The organism is Streptomyces sp. TLI_55 (assembly GCF_900206255.1).
GTDB lineage: Bacteria > Actinomycetota > Actinomycetes > Streptomycetales > Streptomycetaceae > Streptomyces > Streptomyces aquilus.
In genome coordinates, this window is record NZ_OAOJ01000001.1 from 6,242,596 (window position 1) to 6,265,896 (window position 23,301).

The 23,301-nt window shown below is 70.1% G+C and carries 27 protein-coding genes; 14 read left to right on the forward strand and 13 right to left on the reverse strand.

Annotated features, from left to right (window positions below; all coding sequences use genetic code 11):
- Positions 1-22: 22 nt before the first annotated feature.
- The 5 genes from CRP56_RS28940 to CRP56_RS28960 all read left to right on the forward strand — a co-directional run bounded on the left by CRP56_RS28940 (position 23) and on the right by CRP56_RS28960 (position 2,890).
- Complete coding sequence (locus tag CRP56_RS28940; protein WP_097268883.1) at positions 23-607, forward strand: dihydrofolate reductase family protein; 585 nt, start codon at positions 23-25, stop codon at positions 605-607.
- A gap of 26 nt (positions 608-633) precedes the next feature.
- A complete protein-coding gene (locus tag CRP56_RS28945; protein ID WP_097268885.1) occupies positions 634-831 on the forward strand; it encodes a hypothetical protein in 198 nt (65 codons plus the stop codon).
- An 86-nt stretch (positions 832-917) separates the two neighbouring features.
- Positions 918-1,331 carry a YciI family protein gene (locus CRP56_RS28950; protein WP_097268888.1) on the forward strand — a complete coding sequence of 138 codons (414 nt, stop codon included), beginning with the start codon at positions 918-920 and terminating at the stop codon, positions 1,329-1,331.
- Between the two features lie 2 nt (positions 1,332-1,333).
- Positions 1,334-2,551, forward strand: a complete 1,218-nt coding sequence (locus CRP56_RS28955) for an RNA polymerase sigma factor (RefSeq protein WP_097268890.1) — start codon at positions 1,334-1,336, stop codon at positions 2,549-2,551.
- 9 nt (positions 2,552-2,560) lie between these two features.
- Complete coding sequence (locus CRP56_RS28960) at positions 2,561-2,890, forward strand: DUF952 domain-containing protein (RefSeq protein WP_097268893.1); 330 nt, start codon at positions 2,561-2,563, stop codon at positions 2,888-2,890.
- Here CRP56_RS28960 and CRP56_RS28965 read toward each other — a convergent pair.
- From CRP56_RS28965 to CRP56_RS28975, 3 genes are read right to left on the reverse strand one after another with little or no spacing between them, the layout of a single operon-like run.
- The gene (locus CRP56_RS28965; RefSeq protein ID WP_097268895.1) at positions 2,877-3,608 is read right to left on the reverse strand and encodes a VOC family protein; all 732 of its coding nucleotides are present in this window, start codon (positions 3,606-3,608) and stop codon (positions 2,877-2,879) included. The two genes, CRP56_RS28960 and CRP56_RS28965, sit on opposite strands and share 14 nt — an antisense overlap.
- A 15-nt stretch (positions 3,609-3,623) precedes the next feature.
- Positions 3,624-4,034 (reverse strand): VOC family protein, encoded by a 411-nt coding sequence (locus CRP56_RS28970; RefSeq protein ID WP_097268898.1) that lies wholly within the window; start codon positions 4,032-4,034, stop codon positions 3,624-3,626.
- Between the two features lie 27 nt (positions 4,035-4,061).
- The gene (locus CRP56_RS28975) at positions 4,062-4,454 is read right to left on the reverse strand and encodes a helix-turn-helix transcriptional regulator (protein WP_059192390.1); all 393 of its coding nucleotides are present in this window, start codon (positions 4,452-4,454) and stop codon (positions 4,062-4,064) included.
- A gap of 90 nt (positions 4,455-4,544) precedes the next feature.
- Between CRP56_RS28975 and CRP56_RS28980 the strand changes: the two genes are divergently transcribed.
- Together CRP56_RS28980 and CRP56_RS28985 are read left to right on the forward strand one after the other, a co-directional pair.
- On the forward strand, positions 4,545-5,699 hold the full coding sequence (locus CRP56_RS28980; RefSeq protein ID WP_097268900.1) for an inorganic phosphate transporter: 1,155 nt from the start codon (positions 4,545-4,547) through the stop codon (positions 5,697-5,699).
- A 14-nt stretch (positions 5,700-5,713) separates the two neighbouring features.
- Positions 5,714-5,947, forward strand: coding sequence for a hypothetical protein (locus tag CRP56_RS28985; protein ID WP_097268902.1), 234 nt, complete (start codon positions 5,714-5,716; stop codon positions 5,945-5,947).
- Between the two features lie 68 nt (positions 5,948-6,015).
- On the opposite strand, the gene sodN is transcribed toward CRP56_RS28985, so the two are convergent.
- Positions 6,016-6,411, reverse strand: a complete 396-nt coding sequence (gene sodN, locus CRP56_RS28990) for a superoxide dismutase, Ni (RefSeq protein ID WP_004983535.1) — start codon at positions 6,409-6,411, stop codon at positions 6,016-6,018.
- Between the two features lie 145 nt (positions 6,412-6,556).
- Between sodN and sodX the strand changes: the two genes are divergently transcribed.
- Positions 6,557-6,994 carry a nickel-type superoxide dismutase maturation protease gene (gene sodX, locus CRP56_RS28995; RefSeq protein ID WP_097268904.1) on the forward strand — a complete coding sequence of 146 codons (438 nt, stop codon included), beginning with the start codon at positions 6,557-6,559 and terminating at the stop codon, positions 6,992-6,994.
- Here the strand turns inward: sodX and CRP56_RS29000 are convergent.
- Positions 6,898-7,527, reverse strand: coding sequence for a CGNR zinc finger domain-containing protein (locus tag CRP56_RS29000; protein WP_097268906.1), 630 nt, complete (start codon positions 7,525-7,527; stop codon positions 6,898-6,900). The genes sodX and CRP56_RS29000 overlap by 97 nt on opposite strands.
- Before the next feature lie 102 nt (positions 7,528-7,629).
- Here CRP56_RS29000 and CRP56_RS29005 point away from each other — a divergent pair, with 102 nt between their 5' ends.
- Complete coding sequence (locus tag CRP56_RS29005; protein ID WP_097268908.1) at positions 7,630-8,388, forward strand: class I SAM-dependent methyltransferase; 759 nt, start codon at positions 7,630-7,632, stop codon at positions 8,386-8,388.
- Positions 8,389-8,550: 162 nt separating this feature from the next.
- Here the strand turns inward: CRP56_RS29005 and CRP56_RS29010 are convergent, their stop codons facing one another.
- The 4 genes from CRP56_RS29010 to CRP56_RS29025 all read right to left on the reverse strand — a co-directional run bounded on the left by CRP56_RS29010 (position 8,551) and on the right by CRP56_RS29025 (position 11,812).
- On the reverse strand, positions 8,551-8,949 hold the full coding sequence (locus CRP56_RS29010) for a hypothetical protein (RefSeq protein WP_143664954.1): 399 nt from the start codon (positions 8,947-8,949) through the stop codon (positions 8,551-8,553).
- 165 nt (positions 8,950-9,114) lie between these two features.
- Positions 9,115-9,876: an amino acid ABC transporter ATP-binding protein gene (locus CRP56_RS29015; protein WP_097268912.1), complete on the reverse strand. Its 762-nt coding sequence runs from the start codon at positions 9,874-9,876 to the stop codon at positions 9,115-9,117.
- Complete coding sequence (locus tag CRP56_RS29020) at positions 9,873-10,817, reverse strand: amino acid ABC transporter permease (protein WP_097268914.1); 945 nt, start codon at positions 10,815-10,817, stop codon at positions 9,873-9,875. The genes CRP56_RS29015 and CRP56_RS29020 overlap by 4 nt, the downstream gene beginning before the upstream one ends.
- 32 nt (positions 10,818-10,849) lie before the next feature.
- Positions 10,850-11,812 carry an ABC transporter substrate-binding protein gene (locus CRP56_RS29025; protein ID WP_097268916.1) on the reverse strand — a complete coding sequence of 321 codons (963 nt, stop codon included), beginning with the start codon at positions 11,810-11,812 and terminating at the stop codon, positions 10,850-10,852.
- A gap of 617 nt (positions 11,813-12,429) precedes the next feature.
- Between CRP56_RS29025 and CRP56_RS29035 the strand changes: the two genes are divergently transcribed.
- From CRP56_RS29035 to CRP56_RS29050, 4 genes are all read left to right on the forward strand, one after another.
- A complete protein-coding gene (locus tag CRP56_RS29035) occupies positions 12,430-13,653 on the forward strand; it encodes an NAD(P)-dependent malic enzyme (RefSeq protein WP_097268919.1) in 1,224 nt (407 codons plus the stop codon).
- A gap of 164 nt (positions 13,654-13,817) precedes the next feature.
- The gene (locus CRP56_RS29040) at positions 13,818-14,783 is read left to right on the forward strand and encodes a zinc-binding dehydrogenase (RefSeq protein WP_097268921.1); all 966 of its coding nucleotides are present in this window, start codon (positions 13,818-13,820) and stop codon (positions 14,781-14,783) included.
- Between the two features lie 108 nt (positions 14,784-14,891).
- Positions 14,892-15,101 carry an HTH domain-containing protein gene (locus CRP56_RS29045; protein WP_059192380.1) on the forward strand — a complete coding sequence of 70 codons (210 nt, stop codon included), beginning with the start codon at positions 14,892-14,894 and terminating at the stop codon, positions 15,099-15,101.
- On the forward strand, positions 15,101-15,673 hold the full coding sequence (locus CRP56_RS29050) for a Clp protease N-terminal domain-containing protein (protein WP_097268923.1): 573 nt from the start codon (positions 15,101-15,103) through the stop codon (positions 15,671-15,673). Before CRP56_RS29045 ends, CRP56_RS29050 begins: the two co-directional genes overlap by 1 nt.
- 89 nt (positions 15,674-15,762) lie before the next feature.
- Here the strand turns inward: CRP56_RS29050 and CRP56_RS29055 are convergent, their stop codons facing one another.
- Together CRP56_RS29055 and CRP56_RS29060 are read right to left on the reverse strand one after the other, a co-directional pair.
- Entirely contained in the window at positions 15,763-16,824 is a 1,062-nt protein-coding gene (locus tag CRP56_RS29055) for a PadR family transcriptional regulator (RefSeq protein WP_097268925.1), read from the reverse strand.
- Between the two features lies 1 nt (position 16,825).
- On the reverse strand, positions 16,826-17,938 hold the full coding sequence (locus CRP56_RS29060) for a DUF4097 family beta strand repeat-containing protein (protein WP_097268928.1): 1,113 nt from the start codon (positions 17,936-17,938) through the stop codon (positions 16,826-16,828).
- 201 nt (positions 17,939-18,139) lie between these two features.
- Here CRP56_RS29060 and CRP56_RS29065 point away from each other — a divergent pair, with 201 nt between their 5' ends.
- Positions 18,140-18,973, forward strand: coding sequence for a hypothetical protein (locus CRP56_RS29065; RefSeq protein ID WP_097268930.1), 834 nt, complete (start codon positions 18,140-18,142; stop codon positions 18,971-18,973).
- 107 nt (positions 18,974-19,080) lie between these two features.
- Here CRP56_RS29065 and CRP56_RS29070 read toward each other — a convergent pair whose 3' ends face one another.
- Positions 19,081-19,263, reverse strand: a complete 183-nt coding sequence (locus CRP56_RS29070; protein ID WP_097268932.1) for a DUF6104 family protein — start codon at positions 19,261-19,263, stop codon at positions 19,081-19,083.
- Between the two features lie 87 nt (positions 19,264-19,350).
- Positions 19,351-23,166 carry a multifunctional oxoglutarate decarboxylase/oxoglutarate dehydrogenase thiamine pyrophosphate-binding subunit/dihydrolipoyllysine-residue succinyltransferase subunit gene (locus tag CRP56_RS29075; RefSeq protein WP_097268934.1) on the reverse strand — a complete coding sequence of 1,272 codons (3,816 nt, stop codon included), beginning with the start codon at positions 23,164-23,166 and terminating at the stop codon, positions 19,351-19,353.
- Positions 23,167-23,301: the final 135 nt, after the last annotated feature.

Sequence of the window (23,301 nt, forward strand, 5' to 3'; positions counted from 1 at the left end):
CAGCCTACGAAAAGAGACCCGCTTGCGAAAGCTCACGTACTTCGTCGCCTGCTCGATCGACGGCTTCATCGGGGACGAGAGCGGCGACGCGTCGTTCATGTACCCGTACGTGGACGAGGAGTTCATCGGGTTCCTCACCGCCGAGTACCCGGAGACCATGGCGTCCCACGGCCGCCGGGCCCTGGGCGTCCACGACCTGCCGCCCCGGCGCTTCGACACCGTCATCCAGGGCCGCGGCAGCTACGACGTCGGCCTGAAGGAGGGCTTCACCAGCCCGTACGGCCATCTGCGCCAGTACGTCGCCTCCCGCACCCTCACCGAGTCCCCCGACCCGCAGGTCGAGATCGTCGCCGCCGACCTGCTCGGAAAGGTCCGCGAACTCAAGGCCGAGGACGGCGAGTTGGGGATCTACCTGTGTGGCGGCGCACAGCTGGCCGGTCAACTGCGCGACGAGATCGACGAACTCGTCATCAAGACCTACCCGGTCGCTCTCGGCACCGGCATGCCGATGTTCGCCGCCGGCTTCTCGGTCGCCGAGTTCGCCCTCGACGAGGTCCGCCTCTTCAAGAACGGCGTCCTCGTGCGCACGTACAGCAGGAAGCGCTGACGCCCCGGCCGCCCTACCCTGAAGGCATGGACAGCGAAGATCCCGCCTGTCCCGTCTGCGGACAGCCCGTCGAAACGGTCGTCAAGCGTCACAAGACGCTCGGAGCGTGGGTCCCGGTCTGGGTGGCCGGACCCTGTCGCAACCCGGAGTGCGCGGCGTACGCCGAGCCGGGCGCCGAGCGCGAGAAGGGCCCGCCCGGGAAAACCGCCGGGAAACAGTCCTGAACGTGGTGTCGAGAACCCCGGCCCGGCTCCGACGTCCCCTGTGAGAGCCGCCCGGCAGAGGCGGCCGGAGTCGAAGGAGCGGACCGATGAAGTACCTGATGATGGTGCAGGGCACGCAGCAGGACTACGAGGCCATGCGCGGCAAGGCCTCCGGGAACTCCCCGGCCTGGAGCGAGGCGGAGATCCAGGCGATGTACGCGCACATGGCGGCGATCAACGACGACCTCGCCGAGACCGGTGAGCTCATCGACGCCCAGGGCCTCGCCGAGCCCGCCAGGATCCGGCACGTCACGCTGGGCGCGGAAGGCAAGGCGGTGATCACCGACGGGCCGTACAGCGAGACCAAGGAGATGATGGCCGGCTACTGGGTACTGGACTGCCCGAGCCTGGAACGGGTCACCGAGATCGCCGACCGCGTCACCCGCTGCCCGCAGCCCGCGGGCGCACCCGTCTACGCGGTGGAGATCCGTCCCATCCTGGACGGCGTCGGCGACATCTGAGCATGAGCCGTACGACCGGGACGACCGCCACGACCGAGGACCTGCTGCGCCTGCACGCGCCGCAGGTCCTCGGCGCGCTCGTCAGGCGGTACGGCCATTTCGACGCCGCTGAGGACGCCGTACAGGAAGCGCTGCTGGCCGCGGCCGGGCAGTGGCCCGTGGCCGGGGTGCCGGACAATCCGCGGGGCTGGCTGATCCGGGTTGCCTCGCGGCGGCTGGTGGACGCGTTGCGCGCGGACGACGCCCGGCGGGCCCGGGAGGAGAAGGCGGTGGCGCTAGGCGAACGCCTCGCCTCCGGGGCGGACCGGGCGCCCCGCGAGGACGACACGCTCGCCCTGCTCTTCCTCTGCTGCCACCCCGACCTGCCGCAGCCCGCGCAGATCGCCCTCACCCTGCGCGCGGTCGGCGGTCTGACCACGGCCGAGATCGCCCGGGCGTACCTCGTGCCCGAGGCGACCATGGCCCAGCGGATCAGCCGCGCCAAACAGAGGGTGCGGGGGGTGTCCTTCGGGAGGCCCGACAACTGGGAGGCGCGGCTCCCGGCCGTCCTGCACACGCTCTACCTGATCTTCAACGAGGGCTACACGGCGACCTCGGGCCCGTTCCTGCAACGCCGTGACCTCGCCCGTGAGGCCGTCCGCCTGACCCGCGCGGTGCACCGGCTGCTCCCGGACGCCGGCGAGGTGACGGGACTGCTCGCCCTGATGCTGCTCACCGACGCCCGCCGCGAGGCCCGTACCGGACCGGACGGCGACCTCGTGTCCCTCGACGAGCAGGACCGCGACCGCTGGGACAAGGCCGCGATCGAGGAGGGCGTCGCCCTGATCACCGCGGCCCTCACCCGCGGCCCCGCCGGGCCCTACCAACTGCGCGCGGCCATCGCCGCCGTCCACGACGAGGCACCGTCCGCGCAGGCCACCGACTGGCGGGAGATCCTCGGCCTCTACGACATCCTGGTCCGCCTCGTCCCCGGCCCCGTCGAACGCCTCAACCGCGCGGTCGCCGTCGCCATGGTCCACGGCCCGGCGGCGGGCCTCGCCGAACTGGACGCCCTGGAGGGGGACTTGGGGCACCGCCGGGACGCGGTGCGGGGACATCTCCTGGAGCGGGCGGGGTCCTACGACGAGGCCCGCGCCGCCTACGAAGCGGCGGCCGCGCAGACGCTCAGCCTGCCCGAGCAGCGGTATCTGCGGAGGCGGGCGGCGCGGCTGAGGCCGTAGCGTGGCCGTATGACCGACCACATCGTGCACCTCACCGAACGATCCCTCTGGGAGGAAGCCCGCGCCCGGGGGACGTACGAGATCTCGACCCGCGGCAGGACCCTCCAGGAGGAGGGCTTCATCCACTGCTCGACCCGCGCCCAGCTGCCGGGCACGGCGGCGCGCTTCTTCGCGGGGCTCGACGATCTGGTGGTCCTGGTCATCGACCCCGACCGGCTCGGCGTCCCTCTGAAGTGGGAGGCCCCGAAGCCCGGCGCTGAGGAGTTCCCGCACATCTACGGGCCGCTCGCGGTGGACGCCGTGGTGGAGGTGGAGGAGTGGGGGGTCACCCCGCGCTAGGCAGCCCGCCCGTCTCCGGGTCCCGGCCCGTCAGGCAGTACGTGCCGCCCGCCGGGTCGCGCAGGACCGTCCAGTGGGTGCCGTGGGCGACGGTCTCGGCGCCCAGCTTCTCGTGCCGTACCCGGGTCGCCTCGATGTCGGCGCACGCCAGGTCCAGATGGGCGGAGCCGGCGCGCTCCTCGCCGAGCCGCTGGAGCAGGACGCGGACCGGGAGACCGGTCGGCGGCACCAGCACATGGAACTCGGGGAGGGAACCGGGCCGGGACTCCCAGTCGGCCAACAGGGCGGTCCAGAAGGTGACTTCGGCATCGTAGACCGAAGGCGCGATATCCAGGCAGACCTGGTCGAGGCGGCTGCCGTCGACGACGGGCGGGCGGACCGACTCGCCCTGCCAGGGCACCGCGCAGAACAACTGCCCGGCGGGGGAACGGAGTACGGCCCATCCCTCGTGCTCGGCGGCGATCGTCGCGCCCAGCCGCAGCGCCGCCTTCACGAACTCCGCCACGTCGTCCACCGAGAAGTCGAGATGCGCGCCACCGGCGCCCGAGTCGACGCCCTGGACCTTGACGCACGCGTCGGCGCCGGACGGCACCAGGGTCACGAACTCGCCCCGGGGCGCGGACAGCCGCGTGTCCGTGACCGCCGTCCAGAACTCATGGGCCCGGTCGGCGAGTTCGGCGGGGCGGTCGACGAAGGCGTACGTCCAGCGGATGCTCATGCGGGCGATCGTAGGTCAGGGGGCCTGCATGAACCGCAGCATATTTCCGGCGGGGTCCCGGAACGCGCAGTCGCGCACCCCGTACGGCATGTCCGTCGGCTCCTGGAGCACCTCGGCGCCGGACGCCTGGACGCGGGCGAAGAGGGCGTCGCAGTCGGTGGTGCTGAAGTTGACCCCGCGCAGCACGCCCTTGGCCAGCAGCTGCTCCATCGCCTCCCGGTCGGCGGGGGAGAGGTCGGGGTTGGCGGCGGGCGGCTCCAGGACGATCGACACGTCCGGCTGGAGCGGTGAGCCGACGGTCGTCCAGCGCATCCCCTCGTACTTGACGTCGTTGCGGACCTCCAGGCCCAGGACGTCGCAGTAGAAGGCGATCGCCTTGTCGTGGTCGTCGACGGCGATGAAACAGGTGTGGAGTTTCAGGTCCATGGGGTCAACCTACGGTCGATACCGGCCTCACGCCCGCCTCGGCCGCGTGTACGCCCGCACCACGCACGGCGGGATCTCCGCGCTCTCCTCGTGCGAACGCGCCCGGTAAGAGCTCGGGGACTCGCCCACCAGCTGGGTGAAGCGGGCGCTGAAGGAGCCGAGCGACGTACAGCCGACCGCCATGCAGACCTCGGTGACGGAGAGGTCGCCGCGGCGCAGCAGCATCTTCGCGCGCTCCACGCGCCGGGTCATGAGATAGCCGTACGGCGTCTCCCCGTACGCCTCCTTGAAGCTGCGCTGGAAGTGGCCCGGGGACATCAGGGCGGTGCCCGCGAGGGCCGCCATGTCGAGCGGCTCGGTGTACTCGCGGTCCATGCGGTCCCGGGCCTTGCGCAGCCGCACCAGATCCTCACGATTCACCCCGTCAGCATCGCACGGAAGTCCGCATTCCTGGTGAGTCCTTTGCTTTCAGTTCGCCCTGCATTGGCCTCGGCTTGTTTGCATTCAAGAATGGACCACATCACGTTCCTCGTGGCGGTCGTCATCGTCACGGCTCTCGCGTTCGACTTCACGAACGGGTTCCACGACACGGCCAACGCGATGGCCACGTCCATCGCGACAGGGGCCCTGAAACCACGAACTGCCGTATTGATCAGTGGAGTTCTGAATGTCGTCGGCGCCTTCCTGTCCACCGAGGTGGCCAAGACCATCTCCGGCGGGATCGTGGACGACACCCTGGTCACACCCGGGATGATCTTCGCGGGGCTGGTCGGGGCGATCCTCTGGAATTTGCTCACGTGGCTGGTGGGGCTGCCGTCGAGTTCCTCGCATGCCCTGTTCGGCGGGCTGATCGGGGCCGTGTGGGTCGGGGCGGGCTCGTCCGGAGTGCACTTCGACAAGGTGGTCGAGAAGGTGCTGATCCCGGCGGTCGCCTCACCGGTGGTGGCCGGGGTCGCCGCCCTGATCGCGACCTACTTCGCCTACAAACTGACCGCCCGATCCCGCAAGGAGTCGGTCACCAAGGGCTTCCGGCTCGGGCAGATCGCCTCCGCCTCGCTGGTCTCGCTCGCGCACGGCACCAACGACGCGCAGAAGACCATGGGCGTCATCACGCTCACCCTGATCTCCGCGGGCGCGCTCGGCCATGACGCCGGTCCGCCGGTGTGGGTGATCGCGTCGGCCGGGCTCGCCATCGGCCTCGGCACCTACCTCGGCGGCTGGCGGATCATCCGCACCATGGGCAAGGGCCTGACCGAGATCCAGTCGCCGCAGGGCTTCGCCGCGGAGACGGCCTCCACGACCGTCATCCTCACCTCCGCCCACCTCGGCTTCGCGCTGTCCACCACGCAGGTCGCCTCGGGCTCCATCCTCGGCGCGGGCCTCGGCCGGCGGCTCGCGGAGGTGCGCTGGGGCGTCGCGGGCCGGATGGTCGTCGCCTGGCTGATCACGCTGCCGTCCGCCGCGCTGGTCGGCGGCCTCTCCGCGAGCGCGGTCAAGCACGGCGGAGACTTCGGCACGGTCGTCGTCGCGCTGGTCGGCGCCGCCGTCGCCGCGGGCATCGTGCTCGTCTCGCGCCGCAACCCGGTCAGCGCCCACAACGTCAACGACGCCCATGAGGTGACCGTCCGCGGCACCGCGCCGACCTCGGTCGGCACGGCCGCCTGAAGGGAGTTCGCAGGATGAGCATCGACTGGACCGCACTCGGCCAGGTCGCCGCGGTGAGCATCGGCGTCACCGCGGCCGTGGTCGTCGTCTTCGCCCTCGGCGTCCTGGGCCTGGCCCGCTACGAGGGCGCCCACGCCCAGGAGGGCGGCACGTCCGCCGTCGGCCTCGCACAGGCGGGGGTGTGCTTCCTCGCCTGCGTGGGTGTGGTGGCGTACGGGATCTATCTGATCGTGCCCCAGTTCCATTGAGCAGGCCATGCGAAGGGGCCCGGCCGATGTCCTCGGCCGGGCCCCTTCGAAAAGACTTGAGAGTGGCCTCAGGCCTTCTTGGTCTCCCAGAAGATCTTGTCGATCTGGGCGATGTAGTCCAGCGCCTTCTGGCCCGTCGCCGGGTCGGTGGACGCCTTGGCGGCCGAGAGGGCCTTCAGGGTGTCGTTGACCAGCTGGTGCAGCTCCGGGTACTTCTCGAAGTGCGGGGGCTTGAAGTAGTCGCTCCAGAGCACCGACACGTGGTGCTTCGCGAGCTCGGCGCGCTGCTCCTTGATGACGGTGGCGCGAGCCTGGAAGTGCGGGTCGTCGTTGCCGGCCATCTTCTCCTGGACGGCCTTCACCGACTCCGCCTCGATGCGGGCCTGGGCCGGGTCGTACACGCCGCAGGGCAGGTCGCAGTGGGCGCTGACCTTGACCTTGGGGGCAAACAGGCGGGAAAGCATGGAGCATTCCTTCCTCGTGATCGTCTTCTCAGGTGGGACATTACTCCCTGCGAGAGAGGTTTTCGCGAGTGCCCCCATGGGCTTAGGACAAAAGTCCGGGGTCAAACTGGGACTGGTGGATGAACGTACCGGGGAGGTGCCGGGGATGCCGGAGCTGTCGCAGGAGACCGAACACGGAAGCGCGGTCCCGCCCTTGGGGTGGGTCGAGGTGACCGGACCGTCGATGGTGCCCACGCTCTACCACGGGGACCAGCTCCTCGTCCGCTACACGGGCCGGGTCCGGACCGGCGACATCGTCGTCCTGCGCCATCCCCTGCAGCAGAACCTGCTCGTGGTGAAGCGGGCGGCGGAGCGCCGGCCGGGCGGCTGGTGGGTGCTGGCCGACAATCCGCTGGGCGCGACCGCCGACAGCAACGACTTCGGTGTCGTGCCCGACGACCTGATCCTGGGCAAGGTCCGCTTCCGCTTCCGCCCGCCCGAGGCCGGTCAGCGCTCGCCGCTCGCGCTGGCCCGCTGGGTGCTGTCGGCGGCCAGGCCCGTCTTCCCCGACCGGTCGGCCTCCAGGCGCTTGCGGGCGCGGTAGGCGGCCACGTTGGCGCGGGTGGCGCAGCGGTCGGAGCAGTAGCGCCGGGAGCGGTTCGTGGACGTGTCCAGATAGGCGTTGCGGCAGGGCGTGGCCTCGCACAGGCCGAGGCGGTCCACGCCGTACTCCGTCAGGTGGAAGGCGAGGCCCATCGCGGCGATCGCCGCGTAGCCGGCCGTCACGTTGGACGGATGGTCGGCCAGGTGCATGTGCCACAGAGGGCGGCCGTCGTCGTCGCGGTGGTCGTGCCCGGAGATCTGCGGGCTGACCGGGAACTCCAGCAGCAGCGCGTTGAGCAGGTTCACCGCCAGGGTCTCGTCGCCGCCGTCCGCGGCCTCGAAGACCGCGCGCAGGCGGCCCCGGACCGAGCGGAAGCGGGTGACGTCGGACTCGGTGGCCCGCCGGGCCGCCTCCTGGCTGGCGCCGAACAGCTCGCGGACGGCCTCGACCGAGGTCAGCGAGTCCTTGCCCCGGGCCGGGTCCTCGCTGTTGACGAGGCGCACGGCGTAATCCGAGTAATAGGCCAGTTCCACTTGTAGTCCTTACGGAGGCGTTCTATGGTCGTGATGCGGTCGGTCGGTAATGGCTGATCGTGCTTCCAGGGTATTACGTGCGTGCAGGAAGAGGGGGCTCCCATGACGACCCGTACCGAAACCGACTGGCAGGCCTGGCAGGAGAGCTGGGACCGGCAGCAGGAGTGGTACATGCCCGACCGCGAGGAACGCTTCCGCATCATGCTGGACATGGTCGAGGCCCTCCTCGGACCCCGGCCGCGCGTGCTCGACCTCGCGTGCGGCACGGGAAGTATCACGGCCCGGCTGCTCGCCCGGTTCCCGGCGGCCACCAGCACCGGCGTCGACCTCGACCCGGCGCTCCTCGCCATCGCCGAGGGCACCTTCGCGGGCGACGACCGGGTCACCTTCGTGACCGCCGACCTCAAGGACCCGGACTGGCCCACGCGGCTGCCGTACGACTCGTACGACGCCGTCCTGACCGCCACGGCCCTGCACTGGCTGCACAGCGAACCCCTCGCGGCCCTCTACGGTCAGGTCGCGGAACTCGTCCGCGACGGCGGTGTCTTCATGAACGCGGACCACATGATCGACGAGACGACGCCCCGGATCAACGCGGCCGAGCGCGCCCAGCGCCACGCCCGCATGAATCAGGCCAAGGCCGACGGCGCCCTCGACTGGGCCGAGTGGTGGCAGGTCGCCGCGCAGGACCCCGTCCTCGCCGGCCCGACCGCCCGCCGCTTCGAGATCTACGGCGAGCACGCCGACGGCGACATGCCCTCCGCCGCCTGGCACGCGCGCGTGCTGCGCGAGAAGGGCTTCGGGGAGGCCCGGCCGGTGTGGTGCTCGCCGTCGGACACGCTGCTGCTGGCGTTGAAATGACGTCGGCTGAGGATTCCGCGACGCTCCGACGGATTGCCGAAGTTCGGTGTCGGAAGAACCGGCAAGGGCTCAAATAGGCGGTGGCGAAAACGCGACAGGGCGGCACGGAAAACGTGCCGCCCTGTCATTCGATTTTATCCCTGCCGGAAAATTCCGGCGGCTTTAGCGGCCGGAAGTGTAGGCCAATGTGGGGAGGGACTCGCCTTGGTCCGCTCCGTCGGCGCCGTTCCGCAGCACGGTGGTGAAAATCAGGGTGCGTCCTTCTCGGAGATCTACATCGCACCTTGTGGGCGGGTTGTTGGCGCCGTTCGCGTCGTGGCACTCACCGCTGCGTCCGTAGTCCGTCGTCCACTTGAGGACGGCCCGCAAGCCGTCGACACGCAGATCCTGAACTGTGAAGACGTCGCCTGTCGAGTAGAAGCAACCAGGAGCGAGGGAGCCCGGGTGGTTGCAGAACTCGGTGATCGTGCCGGCCTGGGCCGGTGAGCCGACGGCGAGCAACGCCCCCATCGAAGCGACCGCTGTCGTGGCCGCTACGGCTATCTTTCGTGCTGCCCGCATATGTACATCCTAGGTCAGGGATGAATATCAATGGCGAATTAGTTCACCTTTGATTTCCCGTGACCCTAGCTTGATCGTTATCCGGGCCGCAATGAATTTGAGGTGCATCTGAGGTGCTGTGTGGGCTCCGCGCCTGGAGCCCACACGTGGATCGAGCCTTCAGGTTCAGAGCACCTTCGACAGGAACGCCTGCGTCCGCTCGTGCTGTGGGTTGGTCAGGACGTCGCGCGGGTTGCCGGACTCGACCACCACACCGCCGTCCATGAAGACCAGGCTGTCGCCGACCTCGCGGGCGAAGCCCATCTCGTGGGTGACGACGACCATCGTCATACCTGACTCGGCGAGGTCGCGCATGACGTCGAGGACGTCACCGACCAGCTCCGGGTCGAGGGCCGAGGTCGGCTCGTCGAACAGCATCAGCTTCGGGTCCATCGCGAGGGCCCGGGCGATGGCGACACGCTGCTGCTGGCCGCCGGAGAGCTGCGAGGGGTAGTTCTTCGCCTTGTCGGCGAGGCCCACGCGCTCCAGCAGCTCGCCCGCCCGCTCCCGGGCCTGGGCCTTGCTCGAGCCCTTGACCTGGATCGGCGCCTCCATGACGTTCTCCATGGCCGTCATGTGCGGGAACAGGTTGAACCGCTGGAACACCATGCCGATGTCCCGGCGCTTCAGCGCGACCTCGCTGTCCTTGAGCTCGTACAGCTTGTCGCCCTTCTGGCGGTAACCGACCAGTTCGCCGTCGACGTACAGCCGACCGGCGTTGATCTTCTCCAGGTGGTTGATGCACCGCAGGAACGTCGACTTGCCGGAGCCGGAGGGGCCGATGAGGCAGAACACCTCGCCGGACTGGACTTCCAGGTCGATGCCCTTCAGGACCTCGACCAGACCGAAGGACTTGTGGACGCCCTCCGCCTTCACCATGGCGGTCATGCGGCACCTCCCGCCGAGTTGCGGTTCGACAGGGAGAGCAGGTTCGCCCTGATCTTCTGCAGCGGCGTGGCCGGCAGGCTGTGGCTGGAGCCGCGTGCGTAGTAGCGCTCCAGGTAGTACTGACCGACGCTGAAGACCGAGGTCAGCACCAGGTACCAGGCCGCGGCGAGGAACAGCATCTCGGCCGGGGCACCGGAGGTCTGGCCGATGTCCTGGGCGACGCGGAGCAGCTCCGAGTACTGGACGACCGAGACCAGCGAGGTCGTCTTCAGCATGTTGATGACCTCGTTGCCCGTGGGCGGCACGATCACGCGCATCGCCTGCGGGATGACGATCCGGCGCAGCGTCTTGCTGTGGCTCATGCCCAGCGCGTGCGCCGCCTCGGTCTGGCCCTCGTCGACCGCGAGCAGACCGGCGCGGCAGATCTCTGCCATGTACGCCGCCTCGTTGAGGCCGAGGCCCAGCAGCGCCGTCAGGAACGGGGTCATGAACTGCGACCACTCGTCCTTGTAGATCGGCCCGAGGTTGATGTACTCGAAGACCAGGCCCAGGTTGAACCAGACGATCAGCTGGACCAGGACCGGGGTGCCGCGGAAGAACCAGATGTAGAACCACGCGATGGACGAGGTCACCGGGTTCTTCGACAGCCGCATCACGGCGAGCAGGATGCCGCCGACGATGCCGATGAGCATGCACAGCACCGTGAGCAGCAGGGTCTTGCCGACGCCGCTGAGGATACGGTCGTTGAAGAAGTAGTCCGGGATCGCCCCCCAGTTGATCTGTCCCTGGGAGAACGCGTAGACGATGCCCCCGAGCGCGGCGAGGGCGATGACGGCGGAGACGTACCGTCCGTAGTGACGGACCGGGATGGCCTTGATGGCCTCCGGGCCGGCCGGCGGGGTGTCCGCCGGCCCGTCGGTCTTGTCGATGTCAACAGTCACGGGTGTTGCCTTTCAGCGGCCTCGGCCCGCGGTCACTTGCCGCCGTTGACGGTGGCCTGGGTGACCGCGCCTGCCTCGACGCCCCACTTCTTGATGACCTTGCCGTACTCGCCGTTCTTGATGATGGCGTCGAGGGCGGCCTGGAGCGCGTCGCGCAGCTGGGTGTCCTTCTTGGCGACCGCGATGCCGTACGGGGCGGCCTCGACCTGCTCGCCGACGAGCTGGAAGTCGTTGCCGCCGCCGGAGGTCTTCACGGCGTACGCGGCGACCGGGAAGTCGGAGGAACCGGCGTCCGCGCCGCCCGCGCGCAGGCGGGTCTGGGCCTGCTGGTCGTTGTCGAAGGACTCCAGGGCGATCTTCTTGCCGCCCGTACACTTCTTCGACTCGGACTTGGCGAGGTCCTCGGAGACCGTGCCGCGCTGCACGACGATCTTCTTGCCGCACAGGTCCGACCACGTCTTGATGTCGGTGTTCTTGCCCTTCTGGGTGTAGATCGAGACACCGGCCGTGAAGTAGTCCACGAAGTCGACGCCCTCGCCGACCTTCTTGCCGGTGTCGGAGTCGACGCCCTCCTGGCGGTCCTTGGTGTCCGTCATCGCCGACATGGCGATGTCGTACCGGTCGGAGCGCAGACCCGTGATCAGGGTGTCGAAGGTGCCGTTCTCGAACTCGAACTTCACGCCGAGCTGCTTGCCCATGGCGTCGGCGAGGTCGGGGTCGATGCCGACCGTCTTGCCGGAGCTGTCCTTGAACTCGACCGGCGCGTAGGCGATGTCCGAGCCGACCTTGATGACGCCCTTGTCGCGGATCTCCTTGGGCAGCTTGTCGGCCAGCGGGGCGGAGGACGACGAGGCGGTGTCGGAGCTGTCCGAGCCGCCGTCCTTCGTCTGGTCACCGCAGCCGGCGAGAAGCAGGGCGCCTGCGACCGCGATCGAGCCGACCGCTGCGAACCGGGAGCGAGCGGCGGTCGTACGACGGGTGGAGCTTGCGGTCATGGTGGGTTCCTCCGGCGGATGGGTGGAGTTGCCGATGGGGCGGGCTTCTGCCGATGGGGTCGGCAGGGGCCTTGGTTTCCTAGGTCGACGAGAGCACACGCCTTCGAGTGCCGCGACCTCGTGTGATTACGGCATCTTGCCATTCGGACGGCGCCATTCAGGGGGCCAGCCATGTCAAAATCGGATAACGGGTGACCCCCGAACCGCATCAGGTCGGACATCAAGTCCGCACCTCTTGCAGGAATCTCTCCTTCCGGCCGGAGGATCTTCGGCGCATCTCACGATGCGAGCGCCGACCTCCTGGCGCGAGCGACAGCTCGACCCGCTGTCAAGAGGGTGTCGAGGACGTGTCCCCATATTTGTTCATGATTCATGTCACCGATATGTGATGTGGGAGGTCCGTCATGTGACCTTGCACGTATTGGACTCGTCGCAGGTGCCGTCCGTCCGGTAAGAAGGTTCTTTACACCCCTCATCCGGGGCTCAGGGCGCGTGTGCGGCGCGCCCGTCGTGCACGGCCCGTACGCATCACCGACACAGGGCCGTACGCGGTGCCCGCCCACTTCTCAACCAGGAGTGGCCACCCTCAAACCATGAATATCTAAGGGGTAGAACAAGTGGCAGCGGAGATCGTCAATCCTCGCAGCGACAGCAATACGGGCCAGGACGAAGGGGCGGAGCCCCTCGATTCCTTCGACCCCGCGTTCGCGCTGCACCGCGGCGGCAAGATGGCAGTGCAGGCCACCGTGCCGATCCGCGACAAGGACGACCTGTCCCTCGCGTACACACCCGGCGTGGCGAAAGTGTGCAGCGCCATCGCCGAGCAGCCGGAGCTCGTCCACGACTACACGTGGAAGTCGTCCGTCGTCGCCGTCGTGACCGACGGCACGGCGGTCCTCGGACTCGGTGACATCGGGCCCGAGGCCTCCCTTCCGGTCATGGAAGGCAAGGCCATCCTCTTCAAGCAGTTCGGCGGCGTGGACGCGGTGCCGATCGCGCTGGACTGCACGGACGTCGACGAGATCGTCGAGACCGTGGTCCGCCTCGCTCCCTCCTTCGGCGGAGTCAACCTGGAGGACATCTCGGCACCGCGGTGCTTCGAGATCGAGAAGCGCCTCCAGGAGCGCCTCGACATCCCGATCTTCCACGACGACCAGCACGGCACGGCCGTCGTGACGCTGGCGGCCCTGCGGAACGCGGCGCGGCTCAGCGGCCGGGAGATCGGCCAGCTCCGCGCGGTCATCTCCGGCGCCGGCGCGGCCGGTGTCGCGATCGCCAAGATGCTCGTCGAGGCGGGCATCGGGGACGTCGCCCTCGCCGACCGCAAGGGCGTCATCTCGACGGACCGCGCGGACCTCACGGACGTCAAGCGCGAGGTCGCCTCCTTCACCAACAAGGCGGGCCTGACCGGCTCCCTGGAGGACGCGCTGGCCGGTGCCGACGTCTTCATCGGTGTCTCCGGCGGCACGGTGGCCGAGGAGGCGGTGGCGTCGATGGCAGAGGGCGCCTTCGTCTTCGCCATGGCCAACCCGAACCCCGAGGTGCACCCGGACGTCGCCCACAAGTACGCGGCGGTCGTCGCCACGGGTCGCTCCGACTTCCCGAACCAGATCAACAACGTCCTCGCGTTCCCCGGCATCTTCGCCGGCGCGCTCCAGGTGCGGGCCTCCCGCATCACCGAGGGCATGAAGATCGCGGCGGCGGAGGCGCTGGCGTCGGTGGTCGGCGACGACCTCGCCGCCGACTACGTCATCCCGTCCCCGTTCGACGAGCGGGTCGCTCCGGCGGTCACGGCGGCGGTCGCCGCGGCGGCTCGCGCGGAGGGTGTGGCTCGCCGCTGAGGTGAGTGAGCGTGGGGTGGCCCCGTCCGGCTGTGTGCCGGGCGGGGCCACTTTTTACTCGGGGGCGGGGCTGTTCGGGTGGTGGTCGAGGGCTGTGGCAAGAGGGCGTGTGTCACAGTGCTCTCCGGTTCCCCCGAGGCGCGCGGGAACCTATCGTCACCCTCATGTTCGCTGCCTACGCCGCCCGCATCGACCGTGACCAGCCGCTCTCCGGACTCGAGTTGGGGGAGCGTCCGGCTCCCGAGGCCCGCTCCGGCTGGAGCGTGATCAACGTCAAGGCCGCCTCCCTCAACCACCACGACCTCTGGTCCCTCAAGGGCGTCGGCATCACGGAAGACCTGCTGCCGATGATCCTCGGCTGTGACGCCGCCGGTGTCGACGAGGACGGCAACGAGGTCGTCCTGCACTCGGTGATCGGCCAGAGCGGCCACGGCGTCGGCCCCAAGGAGCCCCGCTCCATCCTCACCGAGCGCTACCAGGGCACCTTCGCCGAGCAGGTCACCGTGCCGACCTGGAACGTCCTGCCCAAGCCCAAGGAACTCTCCTTCGCCGAGGCCGCCTGTCTGCCCACGGCGTGGCTGACGGCGTACCGCATGCTCTTCACCAACGCCGGGGTGCGGCCCGGCGACTCGGTCCTCGTCCAGGGCGCCGGCGGCGGGGTCGCCACGGCCGCGATCGTGCTCGGCAAGGCCGCCGGTCTGCGGGTCTTCGCCACCAGCCGGGACGAGGCCAAGCGCAAGCGGGCGGTCGAGCTGGGGGCCGTGGAGGCGGTGGAGTCCGGTGCGCGGCTGCCGCAGCGCGTGGACGCCGTCATCGAGACGGTCGGCGCGGCCACCTGGTCGCACTCGGTGAAGTCGCTGAAGCCGGGCGGCACGCTCGTCATCTCCGGTGCGACGAGCGGCGACCGGCCCTCGCATGCCGAGCTGACCCGGATCTTCTTCCTGGAGCTCAAGGTCGTCGGCTCGACGATGGGCACCAAGGACGAGCTGGAGGACCTGCTGTCCTTCTGCGCCGCCACCGGGGTCCGCCCGGTCATCGACGAGGAGCTCCCGCTGGACCGGGCCCGGGAGGGCTTCGAACGGCTGGCGTCGGGCGAGCAGTTCGGCAAGATCGTGCTGACCAACTCCTGATCCGCGGTCGGTCGGTCGAGAGGCGGGTCCGGGTGCCGGGCCCGCCTTTCTCGCACCCGGTTGTCAACTTTGGTTGACACTGTGCTCGCGTCAACGTAAGTTGACAACATGACCGAAGCAACGGATCTCGCCGAACGGGCGGGCGACCGCGACCCCCGGGTCGGCCTGCGGGCCGTCGCCGCGCTGCGCCGGCTCCTGGAACAGCTGGAGTCGGTGCAGGTGCGCAGCGCGCGCAACCAGGGCTGGTCGTGGCAGGAGATCGCCGCGGAACTCGGTGTGACCAGGCAGGCCGTGCACAAGAAGTACGGGAGGCATTGATGTTCGAGCGGTTCACGAAGGACGCCCGGGCCGTGGTGACGGGTGCGGTCGAGCACGCGGAACAGCACGGCTCGGAGACCGTCGACGCCGAGCACCTGCTCCTCGCCCTGCTCGACCGGGAGGGCAGCCGGGCGTCGTTCGCGCTCGCCTCGGTCGGGGGCGCGGGGTGGCTGGAGTCGGTACGGGAGGCGCTGGGCGAGGCCCGTCGGCGCGGCGGGCTGTCCCAGGCCGACACCGACGCGCTGGCCGGACTCGGGATCGACGTGTCGGAGGTCGTCGCCCGGGTCGAGGAGGCGCACGGCGTCGGCGCGATGTCCGGCGACCGTACGGGCGCGGGGCGGTGGTCGGGGTGGTCGGGGCGCCGTCCGTTCAGCCGGGGCGCGAAGGACGTGCTCGTACGGGCGCTGCGCGTCGCCGTCGGCCACAAGGACCGTCACGTCGGCGACGAACACCTCCTGCTCGCCCTGACCACCGGACCCGGAGTCCCCGCCGAGGTCCTCGCGGCTCACGGGGTCACGTACGAGGCGCTGAGCCGCGTGCTCTACGGCGGGGGAGAGGCGAAGGCGGGCTGAGGGAGGGGGAGCGCGGGGCGGCGCCTGGAAGGGGACTCCATGGCGCGGGGCGGCGCCTGGGAGGGCACTCCCCTCGACGCCGCCGGTGCTCAGTCCCTCCGGGTCCTCAGCAGCGCCCCGATGTGAGCCGCAGCCGTCGACAAGTGGCGGCGGGCGTCCCGGAGTTGGTCCTGAGTGACGCCGTGGTCGCGGGCCGCGTCGCGGATGTCGTCGCGGAAGCGGTCGAGGAGGCGGTCCAGGTCGCGGGCCGGCTCGCCGGTGCCCGTGTCGTGGGCCCAGGCCGGTTCGTAGTCGGCGGGGAAGTCCTCCGGGGGCTGGGAGTACTCGGGCGCCGACGCCGACTTCGCCGACTTCCGTCCCTGCCCGGCGTCACCACCCCGCCCGAACCCGAAGTCCTTCCCGAACTCGCCGAACTCCTTGGCCAGTTCGGTCAGCCCCTCACGCACCCCCGTCGGCCAGTCGCCCCGCGCGAAGTGGTCCTGCACCTGCTCCTGGACCCGCCGGGCGATCCGCTGCACCTCCTCCTGCGCCTGTTCCCGCGCCCGCTCCTGCGCCTCCTTGGCCTGCCGCCGGGCCCGCTGGGCCTCCTCGCGGGCCCGCCTGCTCTCGTCCTTGGCGCGCCGGGCCTGCTCCTTCCACTCCTGCTTGACGCGGCGCATCTCCTCCTTGGCCGCGCGCCACGACTCGTTGTCCGCGTACTCCGCGAAGTCCCCGAGGCTGCCGTCCTGTTCGGAGCCGGCCGCACGGCCGGCGCCACCGCCGCGGCGGGCCTCGGAGGCGGCCGCGCGCATCTCGCGCCGCAGATCACCCGCCGCGCCCCGCACATCGGCCCGGATCTCGGCGGCGAGCTCCGCGACCGACTCCCGGATCTCCAGTTCCAGGTCGGCGAGTTCGCCGCTGCGGTCGGCCAGCTCGGCGCGGCCCGCGTCCGTGATGGCGTACACCTTGCGGCCGCCCTCGGTGGTGTGCGTGACCAGGCCCTCGGCCTCCAGCTTGGCCAGCCGGGGGTAGACGGTGCCGGCCGAGGGCGCGTAGAGCCCCTGGAAGCGCTCCTCCAGCAGCCGTATCACCTCGTAGCCGTGACGCGGGGCCTCGTCGAGCAGCTTCAGCAGATAGAGGCGGAGGCGGCCGTGGGCGAAGACGGGGGGCATGTCAGAGCACCTTCTTGTCGGTCGTGCCGTCGGCCGGGGTGGCATCGGAGGCGGCGGGGGCGTCCGCGTCCTCACCGGCGTCACCCGGGCCGGAAACGGAATTGTCCCCCGAGTCGCTCTTCGGTCGGTCCACCGGGTCGGAGTCGTCCACCGGGTCGGCGTCCACCACGAGGTGCTCCGCCCGGCGACCGGCATGATCGCCCGCCCGGTCCTCCGTCGCCTGCTCCACGCGGTGCTCCACGCGGTGCTCCGCGTGCGGTGCGCCGAAGGTGTCGCCGTCCTCCCAGCCGTCATCCGTCTCCTCGTCCTCCCGGGGCGGCCGGTGCAACAGGGCGATCGAGCCGGAGACGGTGGTCGCGCGCAGCTTGCCGGTGCCGGCGCCGAGGCGGCCGGTGACCTTGTGGGCACCCCACTGGCCGTGCACCCGGAGGCCGTCGAAGGCGTTGGAGATGGTGCCGCTGGCGGTGTTGGCCTCCACCTCGGCGTCGGCCGGCTGCGGCAGCCGGATCGCGATCTCGCCGGAGACACTGGTCAGCCGGACGTCGGTGGGGCCGTTCGGATCGAGGTCCACGATCATCGAGCCGCTGACCGAGTCGGCCTTGACGGAGGAACCCGAGCCCTCGACGACGGTGAGGTCGCCGGAGACGGAGTTGAAGCGGAGGTCGCCGGTGACGGCCTGGGCCTCCAGGTTCCCGGAGACGGTGTCCGCGCGGACCGGGCCGGAGAGGGCCACCAGGGTGGTGTCGCCGGTGACGCCCTTCACCGACGAGGCCCCGCGGATGCCCGAGACGACGGCCCCGGCGCCCACCACGCCCACCTCGACGCGCGTGTCGGCCGGCACCGCCAGGGAGACGACGGCACTGCGCCGCCAGCCCTTGCGGTCGAGCCACTTGAGGAAGCCCTTCCAGGGCAGGTCGTCGTAGGCGACGGTGAGGGTGCCGCCCTCCTGGTGCACGACCAGGGGCGGGCCCTCCAGCTCGGAGACCTCCAGGCGGGCGGAACCTTCGTCCGTGCCCACGACGTTCACCGTTCCGTTGACGATGCGCACATGCAGCTCGCGCACCGGCTCGTCGAACGACAGCTTCCCGGGCTCCGAGACGGACCACTCGGACATGGCACTGACCTCCCCGTGACAAGGACACACGACCCACGACGCGACACGGCACAACACGGCACGGCATCACACCGCACACGCCATATCGCGTCTTCCGTCATTCACGATATATCGCGGTCACGGAAAGTCAAGACACCCGTTCTGGCGACCCCCGGCGCACCAAAAGTGCTCAAGTCGGCCATATCGCCCTAGCGTGTGAGCATGCCGACGGAACGCTCCGCTCCCGCCCCCGCCTCCGGCGCCCTGCTCCTCTGCCGCGCGGAGCCCGAGGCCGTCGCCCCCGCGGCCCAGCTCCTCCGCGAGCGCATGCTGCTCACGCGCGCGGGCCGGGACTGGAGCGTCCTCGTCCCCGAGGGCAGGCCCTGGCGGGACGCCGGCGAGCCCGTCGACCGTGTCCTCACCGGCTGGGCCACCGCCCTCGCCGTCGGCGCTCCCTGGCCCGTTCTCGCGCTGTGGTGGGACGCCGAGCGCAGCGGCTACACGCTGGCCTCCGGCTTCCGCCGCCCCGTCGGCTACGTCTGGCTCGCGAACGGCACCCCGGCCGGTGAGGACGAGGCGATGCGCACCTTCGCCGCCCGGCTCGGCCTCGACCCCGTCCTGGACGTGCAGTCCCTGGACCAGCTGGCGAAACCCGACTCCGCCGCCGACGCCCGCGCCCGCCTGACCGGCCTGCTCGCGGTGCTCACGCGCGCGGGCCTCACGCTCCCCGCCGGCCTCACCCCGGGCGAACCCGCCGACCGCCTCCGCGAGGCCGCCCGCGCCCGGCCGGACGCCCGTCCCGTCGAGTGGGAGGGCTGGCAGGAGACGGTCCGCGCCGAACTCGAAGTCGTCGCGGGCCCCCGCCTGGCCCCCTGGCTCCCCTGGTCCGGCGACCCCAGGGCCCGCGCCCTGGCCCTCGCCCAGGTGGCCGCCGGCCTCCCCCTCACCGCCTACGGCCTACGACGCCGCAGCGGCGGCTGGATCACGGCGGGGGCGCTGCTGCTCGCGCACGGGGTGTTGGGCCTGGCGTACGACCTGACGCACCCCCGCGACTGAGACCCGGCACCCAACGAAAAGCGGGGCACCCCCAGGGGGTACCCCGCTCCTCGCGAAAGCCCTAAGACTGCGCGACAGCCCTACGGCCTACGCGCCAGCCCAACGACCTACTCGTCGTCCTCGTCGTCGTCCAACCGGGCCAGCCAGGTCGCCAGCCGCTCCACCGGCACCTCGAAGTCCGGATTGAGATCGACGAACGTACGCAGCTGCTCGGCGAGCCACTCGAAGCTGACCTCCTCCTCGCCGCGCCGCTTCTCCAGTTCCTCGATGCCACGGTCCGTGAAGTACATGCCGTCAAGGATAAGTGCGCCTAAACGACCGGGCCGCACCCCTCGGAAGAGGGATGCGGCCCGGTGACGTGCTGTCCGCGCGAGCGGTTACGCCTCGAACACCTCACGCACCAGCTGCTCCTGCTCGGCCTGGTGCCGCTTCGCGGAACCGACGGCCGGGGACGAGGAGTGCGGGCGGGAGATGCGGCGCAGGCGCTCCCCGTGGGGGACGTCGGCGCCGACCGCCAGGTCGAGGTGGTCGATCAGGTTGAGCGCGATGAACGGCCAGGCACCCTGGTTCGCCGGCTCCTCCTGGGCCCACAGGTACTTCTCGGCGTTCGGGTACTTGGCGATCTCGGCCTGGAGCTCGGCACCCGGCAGCGGGTACAGGCGCTCGATCCGGATGATCGCCGTGTCCGTGATGCCGCGCTTCTGACGCTCGGCCTCCAGGTCGTAGTACAGCTTGCCCGCCACGAAGACGACCTTGCGGACCGCTGCCGGGTCGACCGTCGAGTCGCCGATGACCGGGCGGAACTGACCCGACGTGAACTCCTCCGTCTTCGACGCGGCGGCCTTCAGGCGCAGCATCGACTTCGGGGTGAAGACCACCAGCGGCTTGTGGTGCGGGTTGTGCACCTGCCACCGCAGGAGGTGGAAGTAGTTCGACGGCAGGGTCGGCATCGCGACCGTCATGTTGTTCTGGGCGCAGAGCTGGAGGAACCGCTCGACACGGGCCGAGGAGTGGTCCGGGCCCTGGCCCTCGTAGCCGTGCGGGAGGAGGAGGGTGACGCCGGAGGTCTGGCCCCACTTCTGCTCCGCCGCCGAGATGTACTCGTCGACCACCGTCTGCGCGCCGTTGACGAAGTCGCCGAACTGCGCCTCCCACATCACGAGCGCGTCGGGACGGGCCAGCGAGTAGCCGTACTCGAAGCCCATGACCGCGTACTCGGAGAGCAGGGAGTTGTAGACGTTGTAGCGGGCCTGGTCCTCGGCGAGGTACTGGAGCGGGGTGTACTCCTCGCCCGTCTCGCGGTTGATGAGGACCGCGTGGCGCTGGCCGAAGGTGCCGCGCTGGGAGTCCTGGCCCGACAGGCGGACCGGGGTGCCCTCCAGCAGCAGCGAGCCGACGGCGAGGGTCTCGCCCATGCCCCAGTCGATCGTCCCGTCCTCGACCATCGTCGCCCGGCGCTGCAGCTGCGGCAGCAGACGCGGGTGGACGTGGAAGGAGTCGGGGATGTTGACCTGGGACTCGGCGATCCGCTTCACGACCTCCGTGGAGATCGCGGTGTTCACGGCGACCGGGAACTCCGCCTGCGGGTCCGACACCGGGCCGGCGGCGGGCTGCGAGACGGCCTCGCGGACCTCGGTGAAGACCTTCTCCAGCTGGCCCTGGTAGTCCTGCAGCGCCTGCTCGGCCTCTTCCAGGGTGATGTCGCCGCGACCGATGAGGGACTCGGTGTAGAGCTTGCGCACCGAGCGCTTCTTGTCGATCAGGTCGTACATCAGCGGCTGCGTGAACGCCGGGTTGTCCGACTCGTTGTGACCGCGGCGGCGGTAGCAGATGAGGTCGATCACGACGTCCTTGTTGAACGCCTGGCGGAACTCGAAGGCCAGACGGGCAACCCGGACGACCGCCTCGGGGTCGTCGCCGTTCACGTGGAAGATCGGGGCCTCGATCATGCGGGCCACGTCGGTGGCGTACATCGAGGAGCGCGACGACTCGGGAGCCGCCGTGAAGCCGACCTGGTTGTTGATGACGATGTGGACGGTGCCGCCGGTGCGGTAGCCCCGCAGCTGCGACATGTTCAGCGTCTCGGCCACCACGCCCTGGCCCGCGAAGGCCGCGTCACCGTGCAGGGCGACCGGCAGGACGGTGAAGTCCGTGCCGCCCTTGTTGATGATGTCCTGCTTGGCGCGGGCGATGCCCTCGATGACCGGGTCGACCGTCTCCAGGTGGGACGGGTTGGCGGCCAGCGAGACCGTGATCTGCTCGCCGTCCAGGCCGGTGAAGGTGCCCTGGGCGCCCAGGTGGTACTTCACGTCACCGGAGCCGTGCATCGACTTCGGGTCGAGGTTGCCCTCGAACTCGCGGAAGATCTGCGCGTACGACTTGCCGACGATGTTGGCGAGCACGTTCAGGCGGCCGCGGTGGGCCATGCCGATGACGACCTCGTCCAGGCGCGACTCGGCCGCGCTGTCGATGACCGCGTCAAGCAGCGGGATGACGGACTCGCCGCCCTCCAGGGAGAACCGCTTCTGGCCGACGTACTTCGTCTGCAGGAAGGTCTCGAAGGCCTCCGCCGCGTTCAGCCGGCGCAGGATGCGCAGCTGCTCCTCGCGCTCCGGCTTGGAGTGCGGGCGCTCGACGCGGTCCTGGATCCACTTGCGCTGCTTGGGGTCCTGGATGTGCATGAACTCGATGCCGGTGGTGCGGCAGTACGAGTCGCGCAGCACGCCGAGGATGTCGCGCAGCTTCATCATCGACTTGCCGGCGAAGCCGCCGACGGCGAACTCGCGCTCCAGGTCCCACAGGGTGAGGCCGTGCTCGGTGATGTCGAGGTCGGGGTGCTTGCGCTGGCGGTACTCCAGCGGGTCGGTGTCGGCCATGACGTGGCCGCGGACCCGGTAGGAGTGGATCAGCTCGAAGACCCGGGCGGCCTTGGTGACGTCGTCGTCGTGCGACGCGTCGATGTCCCGGAGCCAGCGGACCGGCTCGTAGGGGATGCGCAGCGCCTCGAAGATGTCGTCGTAGAAGCCGTTCTCGCCGAGCAGCAGGTTCGCGACGATCCGCAGGAACTCGCCGGAGGCGGCGCCCTGGATGACCCGGTGGTCGTAGGTCGACGTGAGCGTCATGACCTTCGAGATGCCGAGCTTGTTCAGGGTGTCCTGGGAGGTGCCCTGGAACTCCGCGGGGTAGTCCATGGAGCCGACGCCCATGATGACCGACTGGCCGGGCATGAGGCGCGGGACCGAGTGGACGGTGCCGAGGCCGCCCGGGTTGGTCAGGGAGACCGTGACGCCCGAGAAGTCGTCCATCGTCAGCTTGCCCTCACGGGCGCGGCGGACGATGTCCTCGTAGGCCTGCCAGAACTCGAAGAAGTTCAGCGTCTCGGCCTTCTTGATGCCCGCGACGACCAGCTGGCGGTCGCCGTTGGGCTTCACCAGGTCGATGGCGAGGCCGAAGTTGACGTGCTCCGGCTTGACCAGGGTCGGCTTGCCGTCCTTCTCCGTGAAGGAGTAGTTCATCGACGGCATGGCCTTGATGGCCTGCACCATCGCGTACCCGATGAGGTGGGTGAAGGAGATCTTCCCGCCCCGGGCGCGCTTCAGGTGGTTGTTGATCACGATGCGGTTGTCGAAGAGCAGCTTCACCGGGACCGCGCGCACGGACGTGGCCGTGGGCACCTCGATCGAGGCGTTCATGTTCTTCGCGACCGCGGCGGCGGGGCCGCGCAGCGTGACCAGCTCGGGACCCTCCGCGGACGCGGCGGCGGGCTCGGCCTTCGGCTTGGCCGCGGCGGGCTTCGCCGGAGCCGGGGCCGGAGCAGCGGCCTGAGCCGGAGCAGCGGCCGGAGCCGGGGCGGCGGCCTTGGCGGGCGCCGGAGCGGCGGCAGCGGGCTGCGCGGCCGCGGGGGCCGGCGCGGGCACCGAGGGCGTCGCCGGAGCCGCAGGGGCGGCAGGAGCCGCCTGAGCCGGGGCGGCGGGGGCCGGAGCAGCAGCCGCAGCCGGGGCGGCGGCCGCGCCCGGCTTGTAGTCGGCGAAGAAGTCCCACCAGGCTCGGTCTACCGAATTCGGGTCCTGGAGGTACTGCTGATAGATCTCGTCGACGAGCCACTCGTTCGGTCCGAACGCGGCCGCGGGGTTCTTGCCCGCTTGGTCTGCGTCGGTCGAGATGCTCGAGTTACTGGGGGACTGTGGCGACACGGCGGCAACCGCCCTCTTCCGCTTCACAAGGTGATGGACAGCGGGAATAAAGGCTACGCCCCCAAGACCCAGAAGGTCAGGCCGGGCCCGTTCATCGTCGTGTAAGTCACATCGAAAACCGTGTTTCGCCGCTGG